This window comes from Bradyrhizobium cedriense (genome assembly GCF_054602315.1).
This window is the reverse complement of record NZ_JBTSWB010000003.1, coordinates 317,548-334,014: the sequence shown is the minus strand read 5'-3', so window position 1 is coordinate 334,014 and position 16,467 is coordinate 317,548. Positions and strand designations below refer to the sequence as shown.

Genomic DNA, 16,467 nt, shown 5'->3' with positions numbered 1-16,467 from the left:
TGCGGGAGCAGCCGGCGTCCCCGGCCGACCCATTCACGTGGCCAAGGAGAAATTAACCGGCCGTTAACCATATCCGCCGCATCGTTAACCATTCAATAACAGGGAACGAGTCGGCCGCTATGGAGGCTGCAGCAAAAGTCCAACGTCAGATGGTGCGCCTGCGCGGGCGCTCCTATGTGGCTTTCGTGTTCACGCCGACGGTCCCGATCCAGGACTGGCTGCAGGAGATCGACGCGACGATCGCGCGTTCGCCGGGCTTCTTCGCCGGCCGGCCGGTGGTTATCGATCTGTCTTCGGTTGATCTCAGCCAGTCCGGCATAGGCCATCTGCTCACCAGCCTTCAGGACCGCAACATCCGCGTGCTCGGTATCGAAGGGGTGGAGGAGGGAAAGCTGACCCCCATGATGCCGCCGCTGCTGTCGGGCGGGCGCAGCTGCGTGGTCGGGCCGAGCGCACCGAAGAAAACCGAGACGAAGGCCGAGGTCAAGCCGACCTCGCTGCTGCTCGAAGCGCCCGTGCGCTCCGGGCAGACCGTGATCTTTCCGGAAGGCGACGTCACCATTCTCGGCTCGGTCGGGTCCGGCGCCGAGGTGGTCGCCGGCGGCTCCATCCACGTTTACGGCGCGCTCCGCGGCCGCGCGATGGCTGGCGTGAACGGTCACACCAGCGCGCGCATCTATTGTCAGAAGATCGAAGCCGAACTGCTTGCAATCGATGGGTTTTATCAGACCGCCGACGACATCGACGAGGCCTTGCGGGGGCGGCCGGCCCAGGCCTTCCTGCAAGGCAATACCATGCGAATTACCGCGCTGAACTGACCAGAAGGAGACAATCGAGATGGCCAAGGTACTGGTCGTGACATCAGGCAAGGGCGGGGTCGGCAAGACCACCACGACCGCCGCGCTGGGAGCGGCGCTCGCGCAGCGCGGCGACAAGGTCGTCGTCGTCGATTTCGACGTCGGCCTGCGCAATCTCGACCTCGTGATGGGGGCCGAGCGCCGTGTCGTGTTCGACCTCATCAACGTGGTGCAGGGCGTCGCGAAACTGCCGCAGGCGCTGATCCGCGACAAGCGGCTGGAGAATCTCTGGCTGCTGCCGGCCTCGCAGACCCGCGACAAGGACGCGCTGACGGAAGAGGGCGTCGGCAAGGTCATCGACGATCTGCGCAGCCGCTTCGACTGGGTGATCTGCGACAGCCCGGCCGGCATCGAGCGCGGCGCCTCCATGGCGATGCGCTTCGCCGACGAGGCCGTGATCGTCACCAATCCGGAAGTCTCCTCGGTGCGCGATTCCGACCGTATCATCGGCATGCTCGATTCCAAGACGGTGCGGGCCGAGAAGGGCGAGCGCGTCGAGAAGCACATCCTCATCACCCGTTACGATCCCTCCCGCGCCGCGCGCGGCGAGATGCTGACCATCGACGACATCCTCGAGATCCTGGCGACACCCCTGCTCGGCATCATCCCGGAGAGCCAGGATGTGTTGAAGGCGTCCAACGTCGGCACGCCGGTGACCTTGTCGAACGCGGATGGAGCGCCGGCGCGGGCCTATATGGACGCGGCCAAGCGCCTCTGCGGAGAGAACGTCACGATGCATGTTCCTGCCGAGCGCAGAGGTCTGATGGATCGTTTGCTGCGACGGAGGGCTGCATGAGCATGGGTCTGCTTCGACTTCTCCGCGGCAAGAAGGCCTCGGCACCCGTCGCTCGCGAACGGCTGCAGATCCTGCTTGCCCATGAACGTGGAATGCGCGGCCAGCCCGATCTGCTCGGTGTGCTGCGCGAGGAAATTCTCGCCGTAGTGTCCAGGCATGTGGCGCTGGACCCGACCAAGGTCATCGTCCGGCTCGAGCGCGGCGACGAGGTTTCGACCCTGGAGGTCGACATCGAAGTGCCCAACGATTTCGAGGGCAAGCGCGTGGCGGTCGCGTAGGGACCGCGGCCGAGGACTACTCGTTTTGGGGTGGGTGAGAAGGCGGTCCGCCGGGCATGGCGGGCCGCCTTTGTCGTGGCGGGCGGGAACGGGACGCGCAACGAGATCGTTGTCCGGGACCCGCGGAACGCCGGACCGGGCACCGCGGTTTCCGCCAGCCGGGAGAGCGCCCATGATGTCCGAGGTTCAGGTCCACACCGTCGCGCGGCAGATGCTCGAACAGCACGGTTTTGCTGCGATCGCGAAGGCCGCCGAGCAGGCGCAGGCCTGCGAGGACCGCGGCGAGGCCGACGAGGCCAGGGAATGGCGCCACATCGCCGATGCCATGAAGATCATGCGCGGCCCCCATCAGAGCTGAGAGTCGTAAGCGCGCTTCAACGCTCTCCGCGATCGGCGCCGTGGGGCGATGTGCGGTTCTGCGTCTGCGGCTGCGCGCGTTCGCCCATCCCCTTGCAGGGGAGCGGCTCCCACGAGCCGTCCGGCCCCTGCTGATAGGCGCTGCAGGACGACGAGTTGGATTTTTCCTCGCCCTTCTGGGTGTCTGAATTCCTCGCCAGTACGGGCGCAGTCAGCACCGTGGCGGCTGCAATCGCGCCGGCGAAAACGAAATGGATACTCCGCATGAGGGCCTCCTGTTCGAATTCGAAGAGGCTGCATACTTTCAAGGATTGTGACGATTTTGGGCCGCAGCGGAGGTTCCGTCGCGGCGTGCTTAACCGGCGAAGCCGGCTCGCTAGCCGCCCTTGCTGCGGATCAGGCCGGCGAGGTTGGTCTTCTGGGCCTCACACCAGCCGGTCATGCCGAGGCGGCGCTGGTCCATGTCGGTCGCCTGGGTCGCGACCGCGACCTCGGCCATCAGATCGTCGTCCTGCTTCTCGCCCAACTTGCCGCCGGTGTGCATCCAGGCGATCGCCTTGCGCACCTTCTCGGTGGTACCGTCGGGCAGGTGCATCTGCTGCGCCTTCTGCACCAGGTCCTGATAGACGAGATCCGTGTTGGGGCACTCGACCTTGGCGGCGAAGGCCTGCAAGACCATCGTCACATAGGTCGATCGCGGCGGAGCGTCAGCCGCCTGGGCCGGCGCAGCCAGCAGCAACAGCCCCGTCATGAGAAAACCGGCGCGCATCCTTGGAACCTCCTCCGTTTTTTTGAGAGGCTAGCGGTCGGCGCGCCGCTCCGCAATGGCGCGCGGCGCAATTGTCCTGCGTCGGGGCAGTAGGCTAACCTGACGCTCCCCAGTCTCGGAGAGCGACATGAGCCTGTTCAGCACGCCGTTCGATCCCGCACGCGACACCGCGCTCGTCACCGGCGCGGGCAATGGCATCGGCCGCGCGATCGCGCAGGGCCTGGTCGGCGAGGGCGTGCGGACCGTGTTCGCGGACGTGAGCGCCGAGCGGGTGCGTGACGCGATCAGCGCCAGCGAGCGGCCCGCTCTGGCCGTGCCTTGGGTCGGCGATCTCGCCAGGCTCGAGGCCTGCGATGAGCTGCTGGCGGCCGCGCATGCCGCGCTGGGCGAGGTCACGCATTTCGTCCAAAGCGCCTCGCCGCCGCGGCGGGAGGCCGATCATGCGTTCGCGGTCGATCGCAGGACCTGGCAGGAGATGCATGCCGTCAATCTCGACGCCGGCTTTCACCTGGCGCGCGAGATCGCAAAGCGGCTCATCGCAGCGAGGCGGCCGGGCTCGTTCCTGCTTCTCACCTCGCTGCACGCGGGCACGCCCCGCAACCTGCCGCATTATTCGACGGCGAAGGCGGGGCTGGGCATGCTGGTGAAGGAGCTGGCCAAGACGTTTGGCCGCCACGATATTCGCGTCAACGCGCTGGTGCCCGGAGCGATAGCGGCGGGCGGCTTCGTTGCGGATCCTGCGCTGGCGCGGCACATTCCGCTCGGGCGTCTCGGTGAGGCCGGCGATCTGGTGCCGATGGCACTCACGGTGCTGTCGAACAAGCTCTCGGCGTACGTCACCGGCGCAGCCTTCGTCGTCGACGGCGGCCTGTCGCTGACCAATTGGTTCGAGCCGCCGGCGCTCGAAGAGTAGAGATCGTTCCGATGCCGTCGGAGCGATCTTTGGGGTCCGGTTCGTCGCGTTTTTCTCAACGCGAACCGGCATCCACTTCGCTTGAAGAAGTCCTGCCTAGCGTTGCCAGGCCGGCACCGGATCGAGCGGCGTGCGGTAGAGCTCGTTGTGGTCGCGATCGGTGACGCGCACCGCACAACCCTTCTGTTGCAGCTCGGGCTTCACCTGCGACAGCTCGCAAGCCAATTGATTGGCGCGATCGGAGGCAACCTCGATGTCTTCGAGGATGATTCCACCCTGGTTCTTGAACTCACCACCAACCACAAGATCGAAATAGTAGTAGGGCATCCGAATTCCCCGGTGTGACGATCTGAGCTTCAGAGCAAGTCTCAACACGAATCCGATGGTACCACTGAGTCGACATCTGCCGAATGAACAGGACGCGGAATCTCTGTGCGTATGACGCAGAAATGATGTGCAGCCCGCAGGCTCGTTAAGAATTTATTAAATATGCGTACGCGATCTTAAGGCATGGAATTGCAGCAGAACCGGGCTCCGGGAACCGGCAGCTGCAAGAGAAGGCCGGCGGCATAGATCCCGACGGCCTTTTCTCTTGAACGGAAAAACGAGCGAGACATCGCTCCCGTAATCGCCCGGACTCACTGCATCACATCGACTCGGGCAGCCTGCGCCACCTTACGACACTAGCGGAGCGGCAACGGCGGACGCACGATGGGTCCATCGTCATCGGCAACGGCTTGTGTGGTCGCAACCGGGGGCGGCGGAACCGTGGCAGCCTGCGATGGCGGAGGTGCGAGCGACGCGGGCGAAGAGGCCGGCATGTAGGTCCGCGTCACAGGCGGCTTCGGCTTGCGAACCGGCGGTGCGGTGGGCTGTGCCGGGAGCGCAGCAGCGCGGGCGCGTGGATCGACCGGCCTGGTCTCGGCAGTCACCGGCCTCGGCGCAGCTGCTTTCGCCATCTCGCGGGCCATCTGCTCCTGTCCGGCCTTCAGCTCGGCGATGTTGGCCTTGAGCTGCTCGATCTGCTGCGCCATCGCGGCGAGGTCGTTCGACATCGACTGCACCGATTGCGCGGGGTCGGGCTGGGCCGACGTCGCCGCAACGGCGGCTTGAGTTGGGGGCGGCGGCGCTGACGGATCGATCGTTTGATCGGCTGTTGCTTGTGCCGGAGGCGGCGCAGCCTGCAAGGCGGCAACAGGTGTCGTCTGCGATGCCGAAGGCATCAACGAAGACATCAACGACGCCAGCATCGGCGTCCATTCGGCGAGCATCTTCTTTGCGGTGTCGCCGTGTTGCTCCCAGGCAATCGAGGCCGCCACGCTGGCGCCCGCGAACAAAAACGCGACCGACGCGCCCCGCAGCCACTTGCCGACCGAGGATCGCTTCTGCCTGACGGGATCAACGCTGGATGCGACGCGGACAGCCGTGTCGACCGATGGTAGCACGGCGGGTTTTCCGTAGACGACGTTGATGGTGGGCTCTGGCGCGCGCGCCGGCTCCGGCGCGAACTTCGGCTCCGGACGCGGTGCAATCTCCGGCGCCAGCGCAGGCGACACGTTGGTGGGCCGCGAGGCCAGCACGATCTCGGGAGAGATCTGAACCGCGTCGTGCGGATCGTTGTCCTTGACCGTGTCCTTCACGATCTCATCGACGATTTGCTTGGCGTTCAGCGTCGCGAGCATTGCAGCTCCTTTGAAGCCCAGTGTTTGAAATATTGGTTGTCCGTATCGGCGCGGAGGCCGATCTGTCGAGGTGAACCCACCCCGAGCTCCCATGCGCACGAGTCCAGCCGGGTTTGACCAAAGCAAGGCGTGGGGATGGAGATGATGAGACAGTCCTCCGCCGTTTGTGATCATGGAACCCGTCCGTCGAACACGCGCACGTGTTCCGCCCCGCCTTGTTTTCTGCACGATTTTGGCAGCATGTGGGGAATCTGGGGGTTAGCCTATGCTTTATGGGGGGCCGGCGGTGCCAAGATCTCTACTCGTTTTGTTCGTTGCGGCCTTGTTGCCGTTGGGCGGCTGCATGCAGACGACACTTTCGCCGTCGACGGATGCGAGCATGACGCCGCGCGATCGTCAGTTGCTCGCGCACGCGCCTTATGCGCAGGCGAAAGTGTCTGAGCAATATCTCCGCCATATCGTCGACTACCACCGCAAGGAACAGCCGGGCACGATCCTGGTCGATACTGATGCGCGCTACCTTTACTATGTGCTGCCTGACGGCAAGGCGATCCGCTACGGCGTGGCGGTCGGAGAGGAGGCCATGGCGTTCTCCGGTGTCGCGCGGGTCGGCCGTCTGGCGGAATGGCCGGACTGGGTTCCAACCGCGGATATCCAGGCGCGGCTCGGTCCCTATCCGGCGCGGGTTCCCGGCGGTCCCGCCAATCCGCTGGGCGCGCGGGGCATCTATCTGTATGTCGGCAACAAGGACACGCTCTACCGCATCCATGGCACCAACCAGCCCGAATATATCGGGCAGGCGATCTCCTCCGGCTGCATCCGGATGCGCAACGAGGACGTGATCGATCTCTACGACCGGGTAAAGCTCAATTCGATGGTCGTGGTGCTGCCGCCCGGGCAGAACGCGCAGGCTGCCACGGGCGCGCGCTGGCGCGGGTGAGTGCTCCGCGAGCGATCAATTCGCGTCCTGGATAGAGGTCGTTGGGCGCCGCTACTCAGGCCGAGCGATTCGCCATTGTAACGTCGTGGCGATGCCGTTGGCGTCGCCCGGCGCCTTGTCGGCGGGTGAGGTGTAGAGCGGACGATAGCGGTACGCCCACATCTTGCTGCCGTCGTCGCGGCTGATCACGGTGAAGTCGCCGACGGCCCTGGCGTCGGCCGTTGCTGTCAGCGGAACCCAGCTCTCGGTGCACTTGCCGTTGCAGCTCGAGGTCTTTCCGGTGGTATCGCGCTCGTAGGTATAGAGCGTCATGCCGTTGAGATCGACGAGCTTGGGGCCCTGTTTGGTCAGGATGACCTTCGCTGGAGCCACCGGCGCCTCGACCTTCGGCGGAGGTGGGTCGCCGCCGCCATGGCCGCCTGCGACCGCATGACTTGTCGAGAGCGCTATGGCTGCGGCCATAACGAGGAACCTGAACATTCCGAAACTCCGCCCCGCAAAGTTAATTGCGCGTTAAGCCCAATGCGGCCGAGGTTAGCAGGCGAAGGTTAGTTCCTGGTTTCGTGCGCTGCGACAAATTCGGACATGGTTTGGGATTAGACTTGCGCGTCACGTTGCGGGGCGCGGCTGAGCTCGTTGCCGGCGGCGATGGCCTTGCGCAACAGCCGCATCAACTCGTTGCCTTCTTTGGCGCTCAAGCCACGCAGCATGATGCGCTGCGCGGATTCGACGGCCGGCGTGATCTTGCGCAGCGTGCGCCGGCCTTCGTCGGTAATCTCGAGCTCCCGCGCGCGGCGGTCGCGGCTGGAGGCGCGGCGCTCCGCGAGGCCCTTCTGGACGAGGCGATCGATCACGCCGGTGATGGTGGTGCGGTCGTAGGCGATCAATCCCGCGAGCGTCACCTGGTCGAGCCCCGGATTGGCCTTGATGGTCGCGAGCGCGGCGTACTGCACCGGCGTGAGATCGAAGCCGGCGCCTTCGACTTCGGCCAGGAATACCGCGACCGCGATCTGCTGGAAGCGGCGCGCCAGATGTCCCGGCATCTCGTTGTTGTCTTTCACCGAATCCTCCGGAGCTCGCAGCAAGATGCGGGTCGTTGACAAGTATACTGATAGTCAGCATACTGATCAATATCCAAATAGAACATCGCCGGGAGAGGTGCTCATGCAATTCCATCTGAATGGATTTCAGCCGGGCGATCCCGAAATTGCCGATCCCGCCGAGCGTGTTCAGGCGCTGGGCGCGACAGGCACCCTGCCTGACGAGGTCGATGTTCTCATCGTGGGCTGCGGGCCTGCGGGCCTGACGCTCGCCGCCCAGCTTGCGCAATTCCCCGACATCAAGACCTGCATCGTCGAGCAGAAGCCGGGCCGCCTGCTGGTCGGGCAGGCCGATGGCATTGCCTGCCGCACCATGGAGATGTTTCACGCCTACGGCTTCAGCGAACGGGTGCTGAAGGAGGCCTATTGGGTCAACGAAACGACGTTCTGGAAGCCGGAAGAGCGGACACCGGAGACCATCACCCGCAGCGGCCGGGTTCAGGATGTCGAGGACGGGCTGTCGGAATTCCCGCATGTCATCCTCAACCAGGCGCGCATCCATGACTGCTTCCTCCACCTCATGCGCAGATCACCGGCGAAGCTCGAGCCGTATTACAGCCGACGCGTGCTTGACCTCCATGTCGATGCGGCAGCCGGTGCCGCCGATCATGCCGTGACCGTGCGCCTCGAACGCGTCGATGCCGCGAACGAGGGCAAGGTCGAGACCATCAGGGCGCGCTACGTCGTCGGCTGCGACGGCGCACGCAGCACGGTGCGCAAGTCGATCGGGCGCGAACTGCATGGCGATTCCGCCAACCACGCCTGGGGCGTGATGGACGTGCTGGCCGTGACGAATTTCCCGGACATCCGATTCAAGTCGCTGATCCAGTCGGCCGGGGACGGCAGCCTGCTGATCATTCCGCGTGAAGGCGGCTACATGGTCCGCATCTATGTCGAGCTCGCAAAGCTCAATGTCGGCGAGCGCGTCGCGAACCGCAACATCACCTCCGACGATGTGATCGCCAAGGCGCAGCGCATCCTGAAGCCGCATACACTCGACGTGAAGGAGGTCGCCTGGTGGTCGGTCTATGAGATCGGCCAGCGCCTTGCCGACAAGTTCGACGACGCGCCGGAGAACGAGATCGCAACGTGCCTGCCGCGCATCTTCATCGCCGGCGATGCCTGCCATACCCACAGCCCGAAGGCCGGGCAGGGCATGAACGTCTCGATGCAGGATGCCTTCAATCTCGGTTGGAAGCTCGCTGCCGTCTTGCGGAGACAGTGTGCCCCAAGCCTGCTGCATTCCTATTCGGCGGAGCGCCAGGCGGTCGCGAAGGAGCTGATCGATTTCGACCGCGAATGGGCGGCGATTCTCGCCTCCGCTGCCAAGGCCGGCGGCGCCGATGCCGCTAAGACGCAGGACTATTTCGTCAGGCACGGCCGCTACACCGCAGGCACGGCAACGCATTACAAGTCATCGGTGCTCACCGGCACGGCTTCGCATCAGCACCTGGCGCAAGGTTTCGTCATCGGCAAGCGCTTCCATTCCGCGCCGGTGATCCGACTGGCGGATGCCAAGTCGGTCCATCTCGGCCACGCCGCGCAGGCCGACGGCCGTTTCCGCCTCTACGCGTTCGCGCCCGCGGAAGATCCTGCGGCTCCCGGCTCGGCCATTCGCGCGCTGTGCAGCTTCCTCGCCGAAGCCAGGGAGTCGCCGATCAGACGCTATACGCGAGCGGGCGCCGACATCGACAGCGTGATCGACTTGCGCGCCGTCTTCCAGCAGGACCATCGCGAGCTTGCCGTCGTGGCGATGCCGTCGCTGCTGCTTCCGCGCAAGGGCCGCTATGGTCTGATCGACTACGAGAAGATGTTTTGCCCGGACCTGAAGGGTGGCCACGACGTTTTCGCAATGCGAGGCATCGATCGAAACAACGGCTGCATGGTCGTGGTGCGGCCAGATCAGTATGTCGCGCATGTGCTGCCGCTCGACGATTATGCCGGGCTTGCGTCGTACTTCGACGGCTTCATGCTGAAATTGAACTGACGCAGCGCCGCACCTGCTGCGATGGACGACGGATGAATAGTGAACCCGCCGGGCTTCTTTCGGTGGCCCGGTTCCGTGCGCGTACAATTTAAGAAAGTTCTTCGCGGACAGATTTCATCGATCGTAATATGTCTACTCAAAGCTGTAAGCATCCACTCGGGGCAGCGGGGCACGGGAGGATGACGATGAGACAGAGCCAAGCAGAGACGCGCCGTCAGCACGACGTCGCGAAGCGGTCGATGACCAAGGAGGCCAAACAGCTGGCCGCCCTGATTGCCGGCCTGCGCAAGTCCCTCGAAGCGATCAACAAGGAGCGGGCGAGCCCAAAGCTCACCGGCGCCGAGATGGGCTTGCTCGACGAGCGCCGTAACAACCTGCTGCTCACCATTGCAGCTCTCGATGACCGCCTCTCGGCGGTGCAAGGCCTGATCAATCTCGGCCGACCCCATATTATCCGCGTGCACTGAAGCGCGATGAGATCCGGATGAACCGTCATCGCGCGCGGATCTTTGCGCGAGCATGATCTTTTCGGAGAACCGTTTCACACTTTCCCGGATCGTGTTCTATCGCAGCTCTACATGTGAGAATCGGCTCCGTAGCCGGAAGGCACGGGGCCGGCCATACCTGCGGATGGCACCAAATTGCCACGCTCCCGGCGAATTGCCGCCAAAGCCCGCTGCCACGACGAAGTTGGGTGCAGGGCGACGCAAGGGGATGCGAATTGGCCTACAAAATGGTCGCAGAACGCGACAACGAGAAGTACAGTTTCGCCCGCGAGAGCCGGTTGGTCATCGTGGCGAAGGCAAAAGTGTGGGCGAGCGAGGGGTGGCGGGTCGTCGTCACCGACCAGGACGGCAAGGCTTACGCGCCGCCCGAATTCGATCAGCTGTCGGCGGCGTGATCGCGAGACAGGGCGAGGGGACGACAGTTTGACGTCGTTGTTTCGACCTTGGCGCGGCCTGACTGTGCCCCTGATGACTGTCGCAGCCGCCACCGGGCTGACGGTGACGGACGCGGCCGCGCAAAATCTCGACGCCGGCAAATCGCCCGCGAAGCTGTTTGCTGACGGCTGCGCGACCTGCCATCGCAGCCCGCGCGGCTTGGCCAAGGGCCGCTTCACCCTGACGCTGTCATGGTTCCTGAAGGACCACTACGCAACCAGCGCCGACTCGGCCAGGGCACTCGCCGCCTACCTCGTGTCGGTCGATGAATCGCCGCCCCGGGGTGCGGCCAAGCCTGGCGCAAAGCCGCCTCAATCCGCGCCGCGTCAGCCCAAGCCGGTGCAGAGCCAGTAGGCGCGCCGGCACCGGGCGGCATCAACGCACCGTGGTCTCCGAGAACAGGTTGATGACCACGACCCCGGACACGATCAGCGCGATGCCGACGAAGGCTGCGGCGTCCAGGATCTGGCGGAACAGCACGAAGGAGACGGTGGCGGTTAGGATGATGCCGACCCCGCCCCAGATCGCATAGGCGATGCTCAACGGGATGACCCGGATCGCCACCGACAGCGCGTAGAACGAGGCGACGTAGAACAGCACCATCGCCAGCGTCGGCCAGGGACGGGTGAACTGCGCGGACTGCTGCAGGAACGCCGACGCGGTGACCTCGAACACGATGGCGAGGGCAAGAGCCGTATAGGCGTTGAAGACGGAGCTCATGCGGAGACCAGGCCGACGAGGGCTGACATATGACGGCGCATACCACGCGGGGGTGACGAGCCTGCGACAGCTTGGAGCGCGGCGCAAAGGCTCCGCGGTCGGTCCGGATGACCAGACCGCCGCGCGATGAATCGCGCAGCGGCTCCGTGACATAGCGACGGTCGAACGTGGGCTTCAATCGATCCGCAGCCTTTCAGTTTCCTCACGAAAACAGCCGCAACAGGCCCGCTCCACGGAGTTGGTGGCGGCCATCCTGGATGCCGCTGTTCAGGTTCTGGCGAAGGAGGGAGCGCAGCGCTTCGCGACGGCGCGGATGGCAGAGCGGGCCGGCGTGAGCGTCGGATCGGCCTATCAATATTTTCCGAACAAGGCGGCGATCCTGTTTCGTCTCCAGAGCGATGAGTGGCGGCGCGCCAGCGGGCTGCTCGAAGTCATCCTCGCCGACCGGGCGAGGCCGCCGCGGGCACGGCTGCGCACACTGGTTCACGCTTTCATCCGCTCCGAGTGCGAGGAAGCTGTCATACGAATCGCGCTCAATGATGCCGCGCCGCTTTATCGCGATGCGCCCGAGGCGCGGGACGCACGGGCGGCCGGCGAGGGCATCGTCGCCGCCTTCATGCGCGAGACGCTGTCCAAAGCTTCGGATGCGACGCGCACCCTCGCCGGCGAACTGATCACGAGGACGCTGAGCGAAGTCAGCAAGAGTTTTTCGGAACAGATGCGGAGTGAGGCGGAGATCGCAGCCTATGCCGACGCCATGGCCGACATGTTCTGCGCCTATCTCGCGAGGTTGTCGCGGCGCTGAGGGATTGCTGGTATCAGCGTTCGAAGGTTGATTGTTATTCAGATTTCGGGGGATTATGGGTGAGCCTCGCCGCGTTCGTCATCCATTCATCGAGTCCCCGCGCCATGCACATTCTCCGCGCCCAGTTCCGCATCGAGACGCAGCGCGCGCTGGAATTTGCCGCATCTCGCGGCTTCGGCGTGATCGTGGCGGCGGACGAGCGCGGGCCGCGGGCCTCGCACGTGCCATTCGTGCTGACCGAGCGCGGCGGGCATACTGTCGTGCAGATTCACTTCACCGCCAAAAATCCGCTTGTGGCGCTGGCCGATGGCAGCAGACGATTTCTGCTGATCGTTACCGGCGACGATGCCTATGTCTCCAACGATTGGTATGCCTCACGCGACAACGTCTCGACCTGGCTTTACGAAGCGGTGCACCTGTCGGGCGTGGCCCATCTGCGCGGGCTCGACGAGAACCGCGGACACGGCGATGCGCTGCTCGCAGTCTCCGAAGCGCGTTTGCCGAAAGAACCCTGGGACCTCGCGCAGATGGAGCCGGGCAAGCGCGAGAGCATGCTGGCTGCGATCCGCGTCGTCGATCTCGTGGTGGATGAGGTCGAAGGGCAGGCCAAGCTCAACCAGCACAAGAGCGATGCTGACCATGTCGCGGTCGCCGATCGATTGGCGCGGTCGGAGGAGTCGGGTCACCGGCGGTTGGCGCGCAAGATGCAGGCGCTGCGGCAGGGGCTTGGATACGAGATGCCGTAACTCTTGCCCCGCGCAACGTTTGACCTTACGGACCTTCCTCATGCTCGTCATCTCCATTCAGAGCCAAGTGGTCCACGGCCATGTCGGCAACAGCGCGGCCGTCTACGCCATGCAGGCGGAGGGCGTGAACGTTGCGGCGGTGCCGACGACGCTGCTGTCGAACCATCCACGCTATCCCAGCCTGCGCGGTCGGGTGCTGGAGACCGAACTCGTCGCCGATCTCCTGAAGGGCGTCGAGGAGCGCGGCCTGGTCGACGAAGCCACCGTGCTCGTCACCGGCTATGTTGGCTCACCCGGCAATGCCGCCGTGATCGCCGATTTCGTGGAGCGGGCACGCACGCGGAATGCGAAGCTCGTCTATCTCTGCGATCCCGTGATCGGCGATGACGGCCGCGTCTATGTTGCTGATGGCATATTGGACGTGGTCCGGCACCGGCTGCTGCCGGCGGCGAACCTCACGACTCCGAACCAGTTCGAGCTCGAATTGCTCTCCGGTCTCGCCGTGGCCGATGTCCAGGGTCTCAGCGTGGCGTGCGCCGCGCTGACAGGCGCAGGCCGCACCGACGTCGTCGCCACCGGCTGCACCCTCGCTGATACGGCGGAGGGGCAGGTGGAGACGATCCTGTGCGCCGACGGGCAGTTGTCGCGCTTCGCGACGCCGCGCCTGTCCATCCGCCCCTACGGCACCGGCGATCTTCTCGCCGGGCTGATCGCGGCGCATCTCGCCAAGGGCGAAGCGATCGAGTCGGCAGTACGTCTTTCGGTCGACACGATCTTTGCGGTGCTGGTGCGCACGCAGGAAGCCGGCACCGCCGAGATGCGGCTCGTGCCGCTGCCGACACTCGCACGCGACGCCTGACGGTTCAGGTCGCGGGCTTCACGGCCGATTGCGCCGATTTCTGCGGCTTGGCCGGGCTCCTCTGCTCCCGCGCGGCCTGCGCCTTGGGCGGCTTGGCGCTGGCGACGGCACGCGTCTTCTTCGGCTTGACGTTGGCGGCTTCCTTGCGGTCGGTCGCAACGCCGCGGCGCGAGATATATTCCTTTCCGTCGATGGGGCCGACATGCGGCGGATCGCGGCCGAGATAGGGGCGGCCGATGCCGAACGCCTTGCCGTTGGCGTCGACCCACTTCCACAGGATCTCGGTCGAGACCCAGCGCTGCGCTCGGTTGTTGCCCTGGGTGCTGACGATGTCGGCCGCCATGCCGTGGCCATAGCCGCCGCGTGTGCTGCCGCCATGATAGGAACGGTCGGAGGCGGCCTTCAGGCCGCTCGCGATGGACTGGCGGTAGTCGTCGCGGAACGCGCTGGTGATACCCGGCGACAGGCCGGCGGCTTCGGCCGCGAGCAGCGTGCGGAACAGCTTCTGCTTGAAACTCTTGTCCATGCCGCCGATGACGTAATCCATCATCGACATGCCCGCGCGCTCGGCCGCCTTCGGATCCTTCCAGCCGAAGTCCTGATCGACCAGCTTGGTGAAGCTGCGCATCACCGTGACGGTCTTGCCCTTGCGCTTGATGGTGACGGCGCGCCGCTCCTGGACCTTGATCGTGTCCTCCTTCGCGGTGCGCTGATAAAGCGCCCAGAGGTAGCGGTCGATACAGGCCTCGATGACGAAGCATTCGTCGAGCACCGCGACGGTGTCGGCCGGCGGAGATGGCTTGCTGGCAAGCGTGACGGGCCCGCTCGCAATCGCCGCGGGGGACAATGCATCCGTCGCCACGATCTCGGTGGGATCGGCGGACGCGAGCTTGACGGGTTCTGGAGCAGGAGCTGGGGCTGCCTCGCTGACGACGGGCTCCGGTTCAGGTGAGATCTGCGGCGCGGGTGCCGGCTCCGGCGGCAGGATCAGCACCGGATCGGCCGAAGCGAGCTTGACTGCGGGAGCGGCCTCCTCGGGCGTTTCCTGCGCCGTCGCTGCCGGGGCAATCGGCGCAGCGACCGCGGCGGCGATATCGGCGGTCAGGGCGAGGCCATCCTCGAGGGTCGCAGCGCGCGGCACGTCGGCGAGCTCAAGGCGGCTGAGATCCTTGGCACGCGAGACAGCCGCCACGTTGGCGCCGCTGTTCTCGATGAGGGCGGGTGCATAGGCGGAGAGAGACAACGCCAGCCAGCCGGCCAGAACAGCCGAGGGACACGACACCGCCACCAGAAGAGACCGCCGATCGTTCATGATCCCTGCCTCCAAACGGTTCTGTTCGAACCATCTCGTCCGAACATCATGATGCAAACAGACGTGACGAAAACAGTCTTGCACGTAAAGGCACGCAGCGCGTCGATTGTTCGGGGGAGGGTGTGGCGGCGCAATGGCGCAAATGGGCGAGAATATCCTTTCTGGGCGAGTGTTGCCGAGGCGCAACGCGGGTTCCATGATGGCGCGAGCCTCACCCGGCACGCAAATGTCGGCGACAGCAGCATTTTTCGTCAATTTGCAGCGATCGCATTGGCGCAATCTTGGATTGTTGTCGTGCATTTCTCCCGTTCTGACAATCTTCGGTAGAATCAATATCCGATGGGTTTTTGAAGGGCGGCGCCTGTGAAATTGAAATGCATATTGGCCGAGTTCGCCGCCGATGAATCCGGCGCCACCGCGATCGAATACGGCCTGATCGCAGCCGCAATCGCGCTCGCCATCATCGAGATCATCTACGCCCTCGGCACCGATCTCGTCGCAAAGCTGCAATCGCTGGCAACCGCGTTGAAATAGGGCGCGTGCATCCCCCTCTCGTGTGCCGCACGCGCCGCAACGCTTTTGCGCCGCTGCCACGAGTGAGGCCTGTGGCATCGCTCTTTGAGTTCGCCTTTCCTCGGCGCTATGTTTTGCCCGAGGCCGTGCCGCAACTTTGCTGCGGCCGGCGCGTTTGGTCGGCCATGACGCATCCTACCCTTCGTCCCATGGACGCCTTCGATCCCAGCGAGCCGGCCATCCTGCACGACCGTCTTTCGGACACGATCATTACCTGGACCGCCGATCAGGCCGACGACTACCGGCGTGCCAGCCGACCCGGCGGGGACGGAACCGTGGCCTGGAAGACTTATCTCTTCGATGGCTGGGGGAACGTGCTCGGCGGTTGAGTTGCTGCCCAAAGAAGCGGCAATGTCGCAGACAGCGTGATTCGTCCAAGGCCTTGCGCTTATTCGGCTATTGCCATGCATCATGCGCGTTGTTGCAATGCAACAAAACATGTCGCAATGCAGCAAAGCGCGCCTAAATATGCTCCGACCCGTATTTCCTGGAGCATCACCAATGAACAAGAAGACTTTGTCGATCGCCGCCGCCATCCTGACGATCGTGGGCGGTACTGCGGCCGTCGCGGCCGAACTGCCGACCTATGCGGCCAACGGTTTGCCGGTTTCTCCGCTGCAGGTGCGCGTGCTCGGCGCTGCGCATGTCGAGCAGCAGGTCTCGGCGCCGACAACGGCCGCCTCGGTCCACCAGGCGAAGGTGCTCGGCCCCCGCAAGGTGACGACCGCGGACGTCACCACGGGTGCAGCCCGCTGAGGCTGAACTCGAGCGGGGTCAGGTGGAGCCTCGCCTGGCGCGAGATTCACCGCCCCTGCGGCCGTTGAACATCACC

At 64.8% G+C, this 16,467-nt stretch carries 24 protein-coding genes; 16 read left to right on the top strand and 8 right to left on the bottom strand.

All coding sequences use genetic code 11. From position 1 onward, the window contains the following. The first annotated feature begins 119 nt into the window (after window positions 1-119). From minC to ACYCVF_RS13210, 4 genes are all read left to right on the top strand, one after another. Complete coding sequence (gene minC / locus ACYCVF_RS13225) at window positions 120-818, top strand: septum site-determining protein MinC (protein WP_459595940.1); 699 nt, start codon at window positions 120-122, stop codon at window positions 816-818. 19 nt (window positions 819-837) lie between these two features. Beyond that, window positions 838-1,653: a septum site-determining protein MinD gene (minD, locus tag ACYCVF_RS13220; RefSeq protein ID WP_454648164.1), complete on the top strand. Its 816-nt coding sequence runs from the start codon at window positions 838-840 to the stop codon at window positions 1,651-1,653. Next, on the top strand, window positions 1,650-1,931 hold the full coding sequence (gene minE / locus ACYCVF_RS13215; protein WP_459595939.1) for a cell division topological specificity factor MinE: 282 nt from the start codon (window positions 1,650-1,652) through the stop codon (window positions 1,929-1,931). Before minD ends, minE begins: the two co-directional genes overlap by 4 nt. Before the next feature lie 172 nt (window positions 1,932-2,103). After that, entirely contained in the window at window positions 2,104-2,289 is a 186-nt protein-coding gene (locus ACYCVF_RS13210) for a hypothetical protein (protein WP_459595938.1), read from the top strand. Between the two features lie 16 nt (window positions 2,290-2,305). Here the strand turns inward: ACYCVF_RS13210 and ACYCVF_RS13205 are convergent, their stop codons facing one another. Then, window positions 2,306-2,554, bottom strand: a complete 249-nt coding sequence (locus ACYCVF_RS13205; RefSeq protein WP_459595937.1) for a hypothetical protein — start codon at window positions 2,552-2,554, stop codon at window positions 2,306-2,308. Window positions 2,555-2,664: 110 nt separating this feature from the next. Next, window positions 2,665-3,057, bottom strand: coding sequence for a hypothetical protein (locus ACYCVF_RS13200; protein ID WP_459595936.1), 393 nt, complete (start codon window positions 3,055-3,057; stop codon window positions 2,665-2,667). Between the two features lie 127 nt (window positions 3,058-3,184). On the opposite strand from ACYCVF_RS13200, the gene ACYCVF_RS13195 reads away from it, so the two are divergent. Then, on the top strand, window positions 3,185-3,970 hold the full coding sequence (locus ACYCVF_RS13195; RefSeq protein ID WP_459595935.1) for an SDR family NAD(P)-dependent oxidoreductase: 786 nt from the start codon (window positions 3,185-3,187) through the stop codon (window positions 3,968-3,970). Window positions 3,971-4,066: 96 nt separating this feature from the next. Here ACYCVF_RS13195 and ACYCVF_RS13190 read toward each other — a convergent pair whose 3' ends face one another. Both ACYCVF_RS13190 and ACYCVF_RS13185 read right to left on the bottom strand, forming a co-directional pair. After that, window positions 4,067-4,297, bottom strand: coding sequence for a DUF6894 family protein (locus ACYCVF_RS13190; protein WP_459595934.1), 231 nt, complete (start codon window positions 4,295-4,297; stop codon window positions 4,067-4,069). Between the two features lie 356 nt (window positions 4,298-4,653). Beyond that, window positions 4,654-5,652 (bottom strand): hypothetical protein, encoded by a 999-nt coding sequence (locus ACYCVF_RS13185; protein WP_459595933.1) that lies wholly within the window; start codon window positions 5,650-5,652, stop codon window positions 4,654-4,656. A 343-nt stretch (window positions 5,653-5,995) separates the two neighbouring features. On the opposite strand from ACYCVF_RS13185, the gene ACYCVF_RS13180 reads away from it, so the two are divergent. Beyond that, window positions 5,996-6,592, top strand: coding sequence for a L,D-transpeptidase (locus tag ACYCVF_RS13180; RefSeq protein ID WP_459595932.1), 597 nt, complete (start codon window positions 5,996-5,998; stop codon window positions 6,590-6,592). Between the two features lie 51 nt (window positions 6,593-6,643). Here the strand turns inward: ACYCVF_RS13180 and ACYCVF_RS13175 are convergent, their stop codons facing one another. Together ACYCVF_RS13175 and ACYCVF_RS13170 are read right to left on the bottom strand one after the other, a co-directional pair. Then, window positions 6,644-7,072, bottom strand: coding sequence for a COG4315 family predicted lipoprotein (locus tag ACYCVF_RS13175; protein WP_459595931.1), 429 nt, complete (start codon window positions 7,070-7,072; stop codon window positions 6,644-6,646). Window positions 7,073-7,188: 116 nt separating this feature from the next. Further along, window positions 7,189-7,653 (bottom strand): MarR family winged helix-turn-helix transcriptional regulator, encoded by a 465-nt coding sequence (locus ACYCVF_RS13170; protein ID WP_459595930.1) that lies wholly within the window; start codon window positions 7,651-7,653, stop codon window positions 7,189-7,191. 103 nt (window positions 7,654-7,756) lie between these two features. Here ACYCVF_RS13170 and ACYCVF_RS13165 point away from each other — a divergent pair, with 103 nt between their 5' ends. From ACYCVF_RS13165 to ACYCVF_RS13150, 4 genes are all read left to right on the top strand, one after another. Next, window positions 7,757-9,679 (top strand): FAD-binding monooxygenase, encoded by a 1,923-nt coding sequence (locus ACYCVF_RS13165; RefSeq protein ID WP_459595929.1) that lies wholly within the window; start codon window positions 7,757-7,759, stop codon window positions 9,677-9,679. Between the two features lie 185 nt (window positions 9,680-9,864). After that, complete coding sequence (locus ACYCVF_RS13160; RefSeq protein ID WP_459595928.1) at window positions 9,865-10,146, top strand: hypothetical protein; 282 nt, start codon at window positions 9,865-9,867, stop codon at window positions 10,144-10,146. Window positions 10,147-10,373: 227 nt separating this feature from the next. Continuing rightward, window positions 10,374-10,580: a hypothetical protein gene (locus ACYCVF_RS13155; protein ID WP_459595927.1), complete on the top strand. Its 207-nt coding sequence runs from the start codon at window positions 10,374-10,376 to the stop codon at window positions 10,578-10,580. Between the two features lie 73 nt (window positions 10,581-10,653). Then, a complete protein-coding gene (locus tag ACYCVF_RS13150) occupies window positions 10,654-10,974 on the top strand; it encodes a hypothetical protein (RefSeq protein ID WP_459595926.1) in 321 nt (106 codons plus the stop codon). 21 nt (window positions 10,975-10,995) lie between these two features. Here ACYCVF_RS13150 and ACYCVF_RS13145 read toward each other — a convergent pair whose 3' ends face one another. Next, complete coding sequence (locus tag ACYCVF_RS13145; protein ID WP_028179789.1) at window positions 10,996-11,340, bottom strand: DMT family transporter; 345 nt, start codon at window positions 11,338-11,340, stop codon at window positions 10,996-10,998. A 241-nt stretch (window positions 11,341-11,581) separates the two neighbouring features. Here ACYCVF_RS13145 and ACYCVF_RS13140 point away from each other — a divergent pair, with 241 nt between their 5' ends. From ACYCVF_RS13140 to pdxY, 3 genes are all read left to right on the top strand, one after another. Further along, on the top strand, window positions 11,582-12,145 hold the full coding sequence (locus ACYCVF_RS13140) for a TetR family transcriptional regulator (protein WP_459595925.1): 564 nt from the start codon (window positions 11,582-11,584) through the stop codon (window positions 12,143-12,145). 104 nt (window positions 12,146-12,249) lie between these two features. Next, on the top strand, window positions 12,250-12,891 hold the full coding sequence (locus tag ACYCVF_RS13135; RefSeq protein WP_459595924.1) for an FMN-binding negative transcriptional regulator: 642 nt from the start codon (window positions 12,250-12,252) through the stop codon (window positions 12,889-12,891). 40 nt (window positions 12,892-12,931) lie between these two features. Beyond that, the gene (pdxY, locus tag ACYCVF_RS13130) at window positions 12,932-13,750 is read left to right on the top strand and encodes a pyridoxal kinase (RefSeq protein WP_459595923.1); all 819 of its coding nucleotides are present in this window, start codon (window positions 12,932-12,934) and stop codon (window positions 13,748-13,750) included. A gap of 4 nt (window positions 13,751-13,754) precedes the next feature. Here pdxY and ACYCVF_RS13125 read toward each other — a convergent pair whose 3' ends face one another. Further along, on the bottom strand, window positions 13,755-15,062 hold the full coding sequence (locus tag ACYCVF_RS13125; RefSeq protein WP_459595922.1) for a M15 family metallopeptidase domain-containing protein: 1,308 nt from the start codon (window positions 15,060-15,062) through the stop codon (window positions 13,755-13,757). Window positions 15,063-15,425: 363 nt separating this feature from the next. Between ACYCVF_RS13125 and ACYCVF_RS13120 the strand changes: the two genes are divergently transcribed. From ACYCVF_RS13120 to ACYCVF_RS13110, 3 genes are all read left to right on the top strand, one after another. Further along, the gene (locus tag ACYCVF_RS13120; RefSeq protein WP_459595921.1) at window positions 15,426-15,596 is read left to right on the top strand and encodes a Flp family type IVb pilin; all 171 of its coding nucleotides are present in this window, start codon (window positions 15,426-15,428) and stop codon (window positions 15,594-15,596) included. A 164-nt stretch (window positions 15,597-15,760) separates the two neighbouring features. Continuing rightward, a complete protein-coding gene (locus tag ACYCVF_RS13115; RefSeq protein WP_459595920.1) occupies window positions 15,761-15,964 on the top strand; it encodes a hypothetical protein in 204 nt (67 codons plus the stop codon). Between the two features lie 172 nt (window positions 15,965-16,136). Then, complete coding sequence (locus ACYCVF_RS13110; protein WP_459595919.1) at window positions 16,137-16,391, top strand: hypothetical protein; 255 nt, start codon at window positions 16,137-16,139, stop codon at window positions 16,389-16,391. Window positions 16,392-16,467 lie beyond the last annotated feature (76 nt).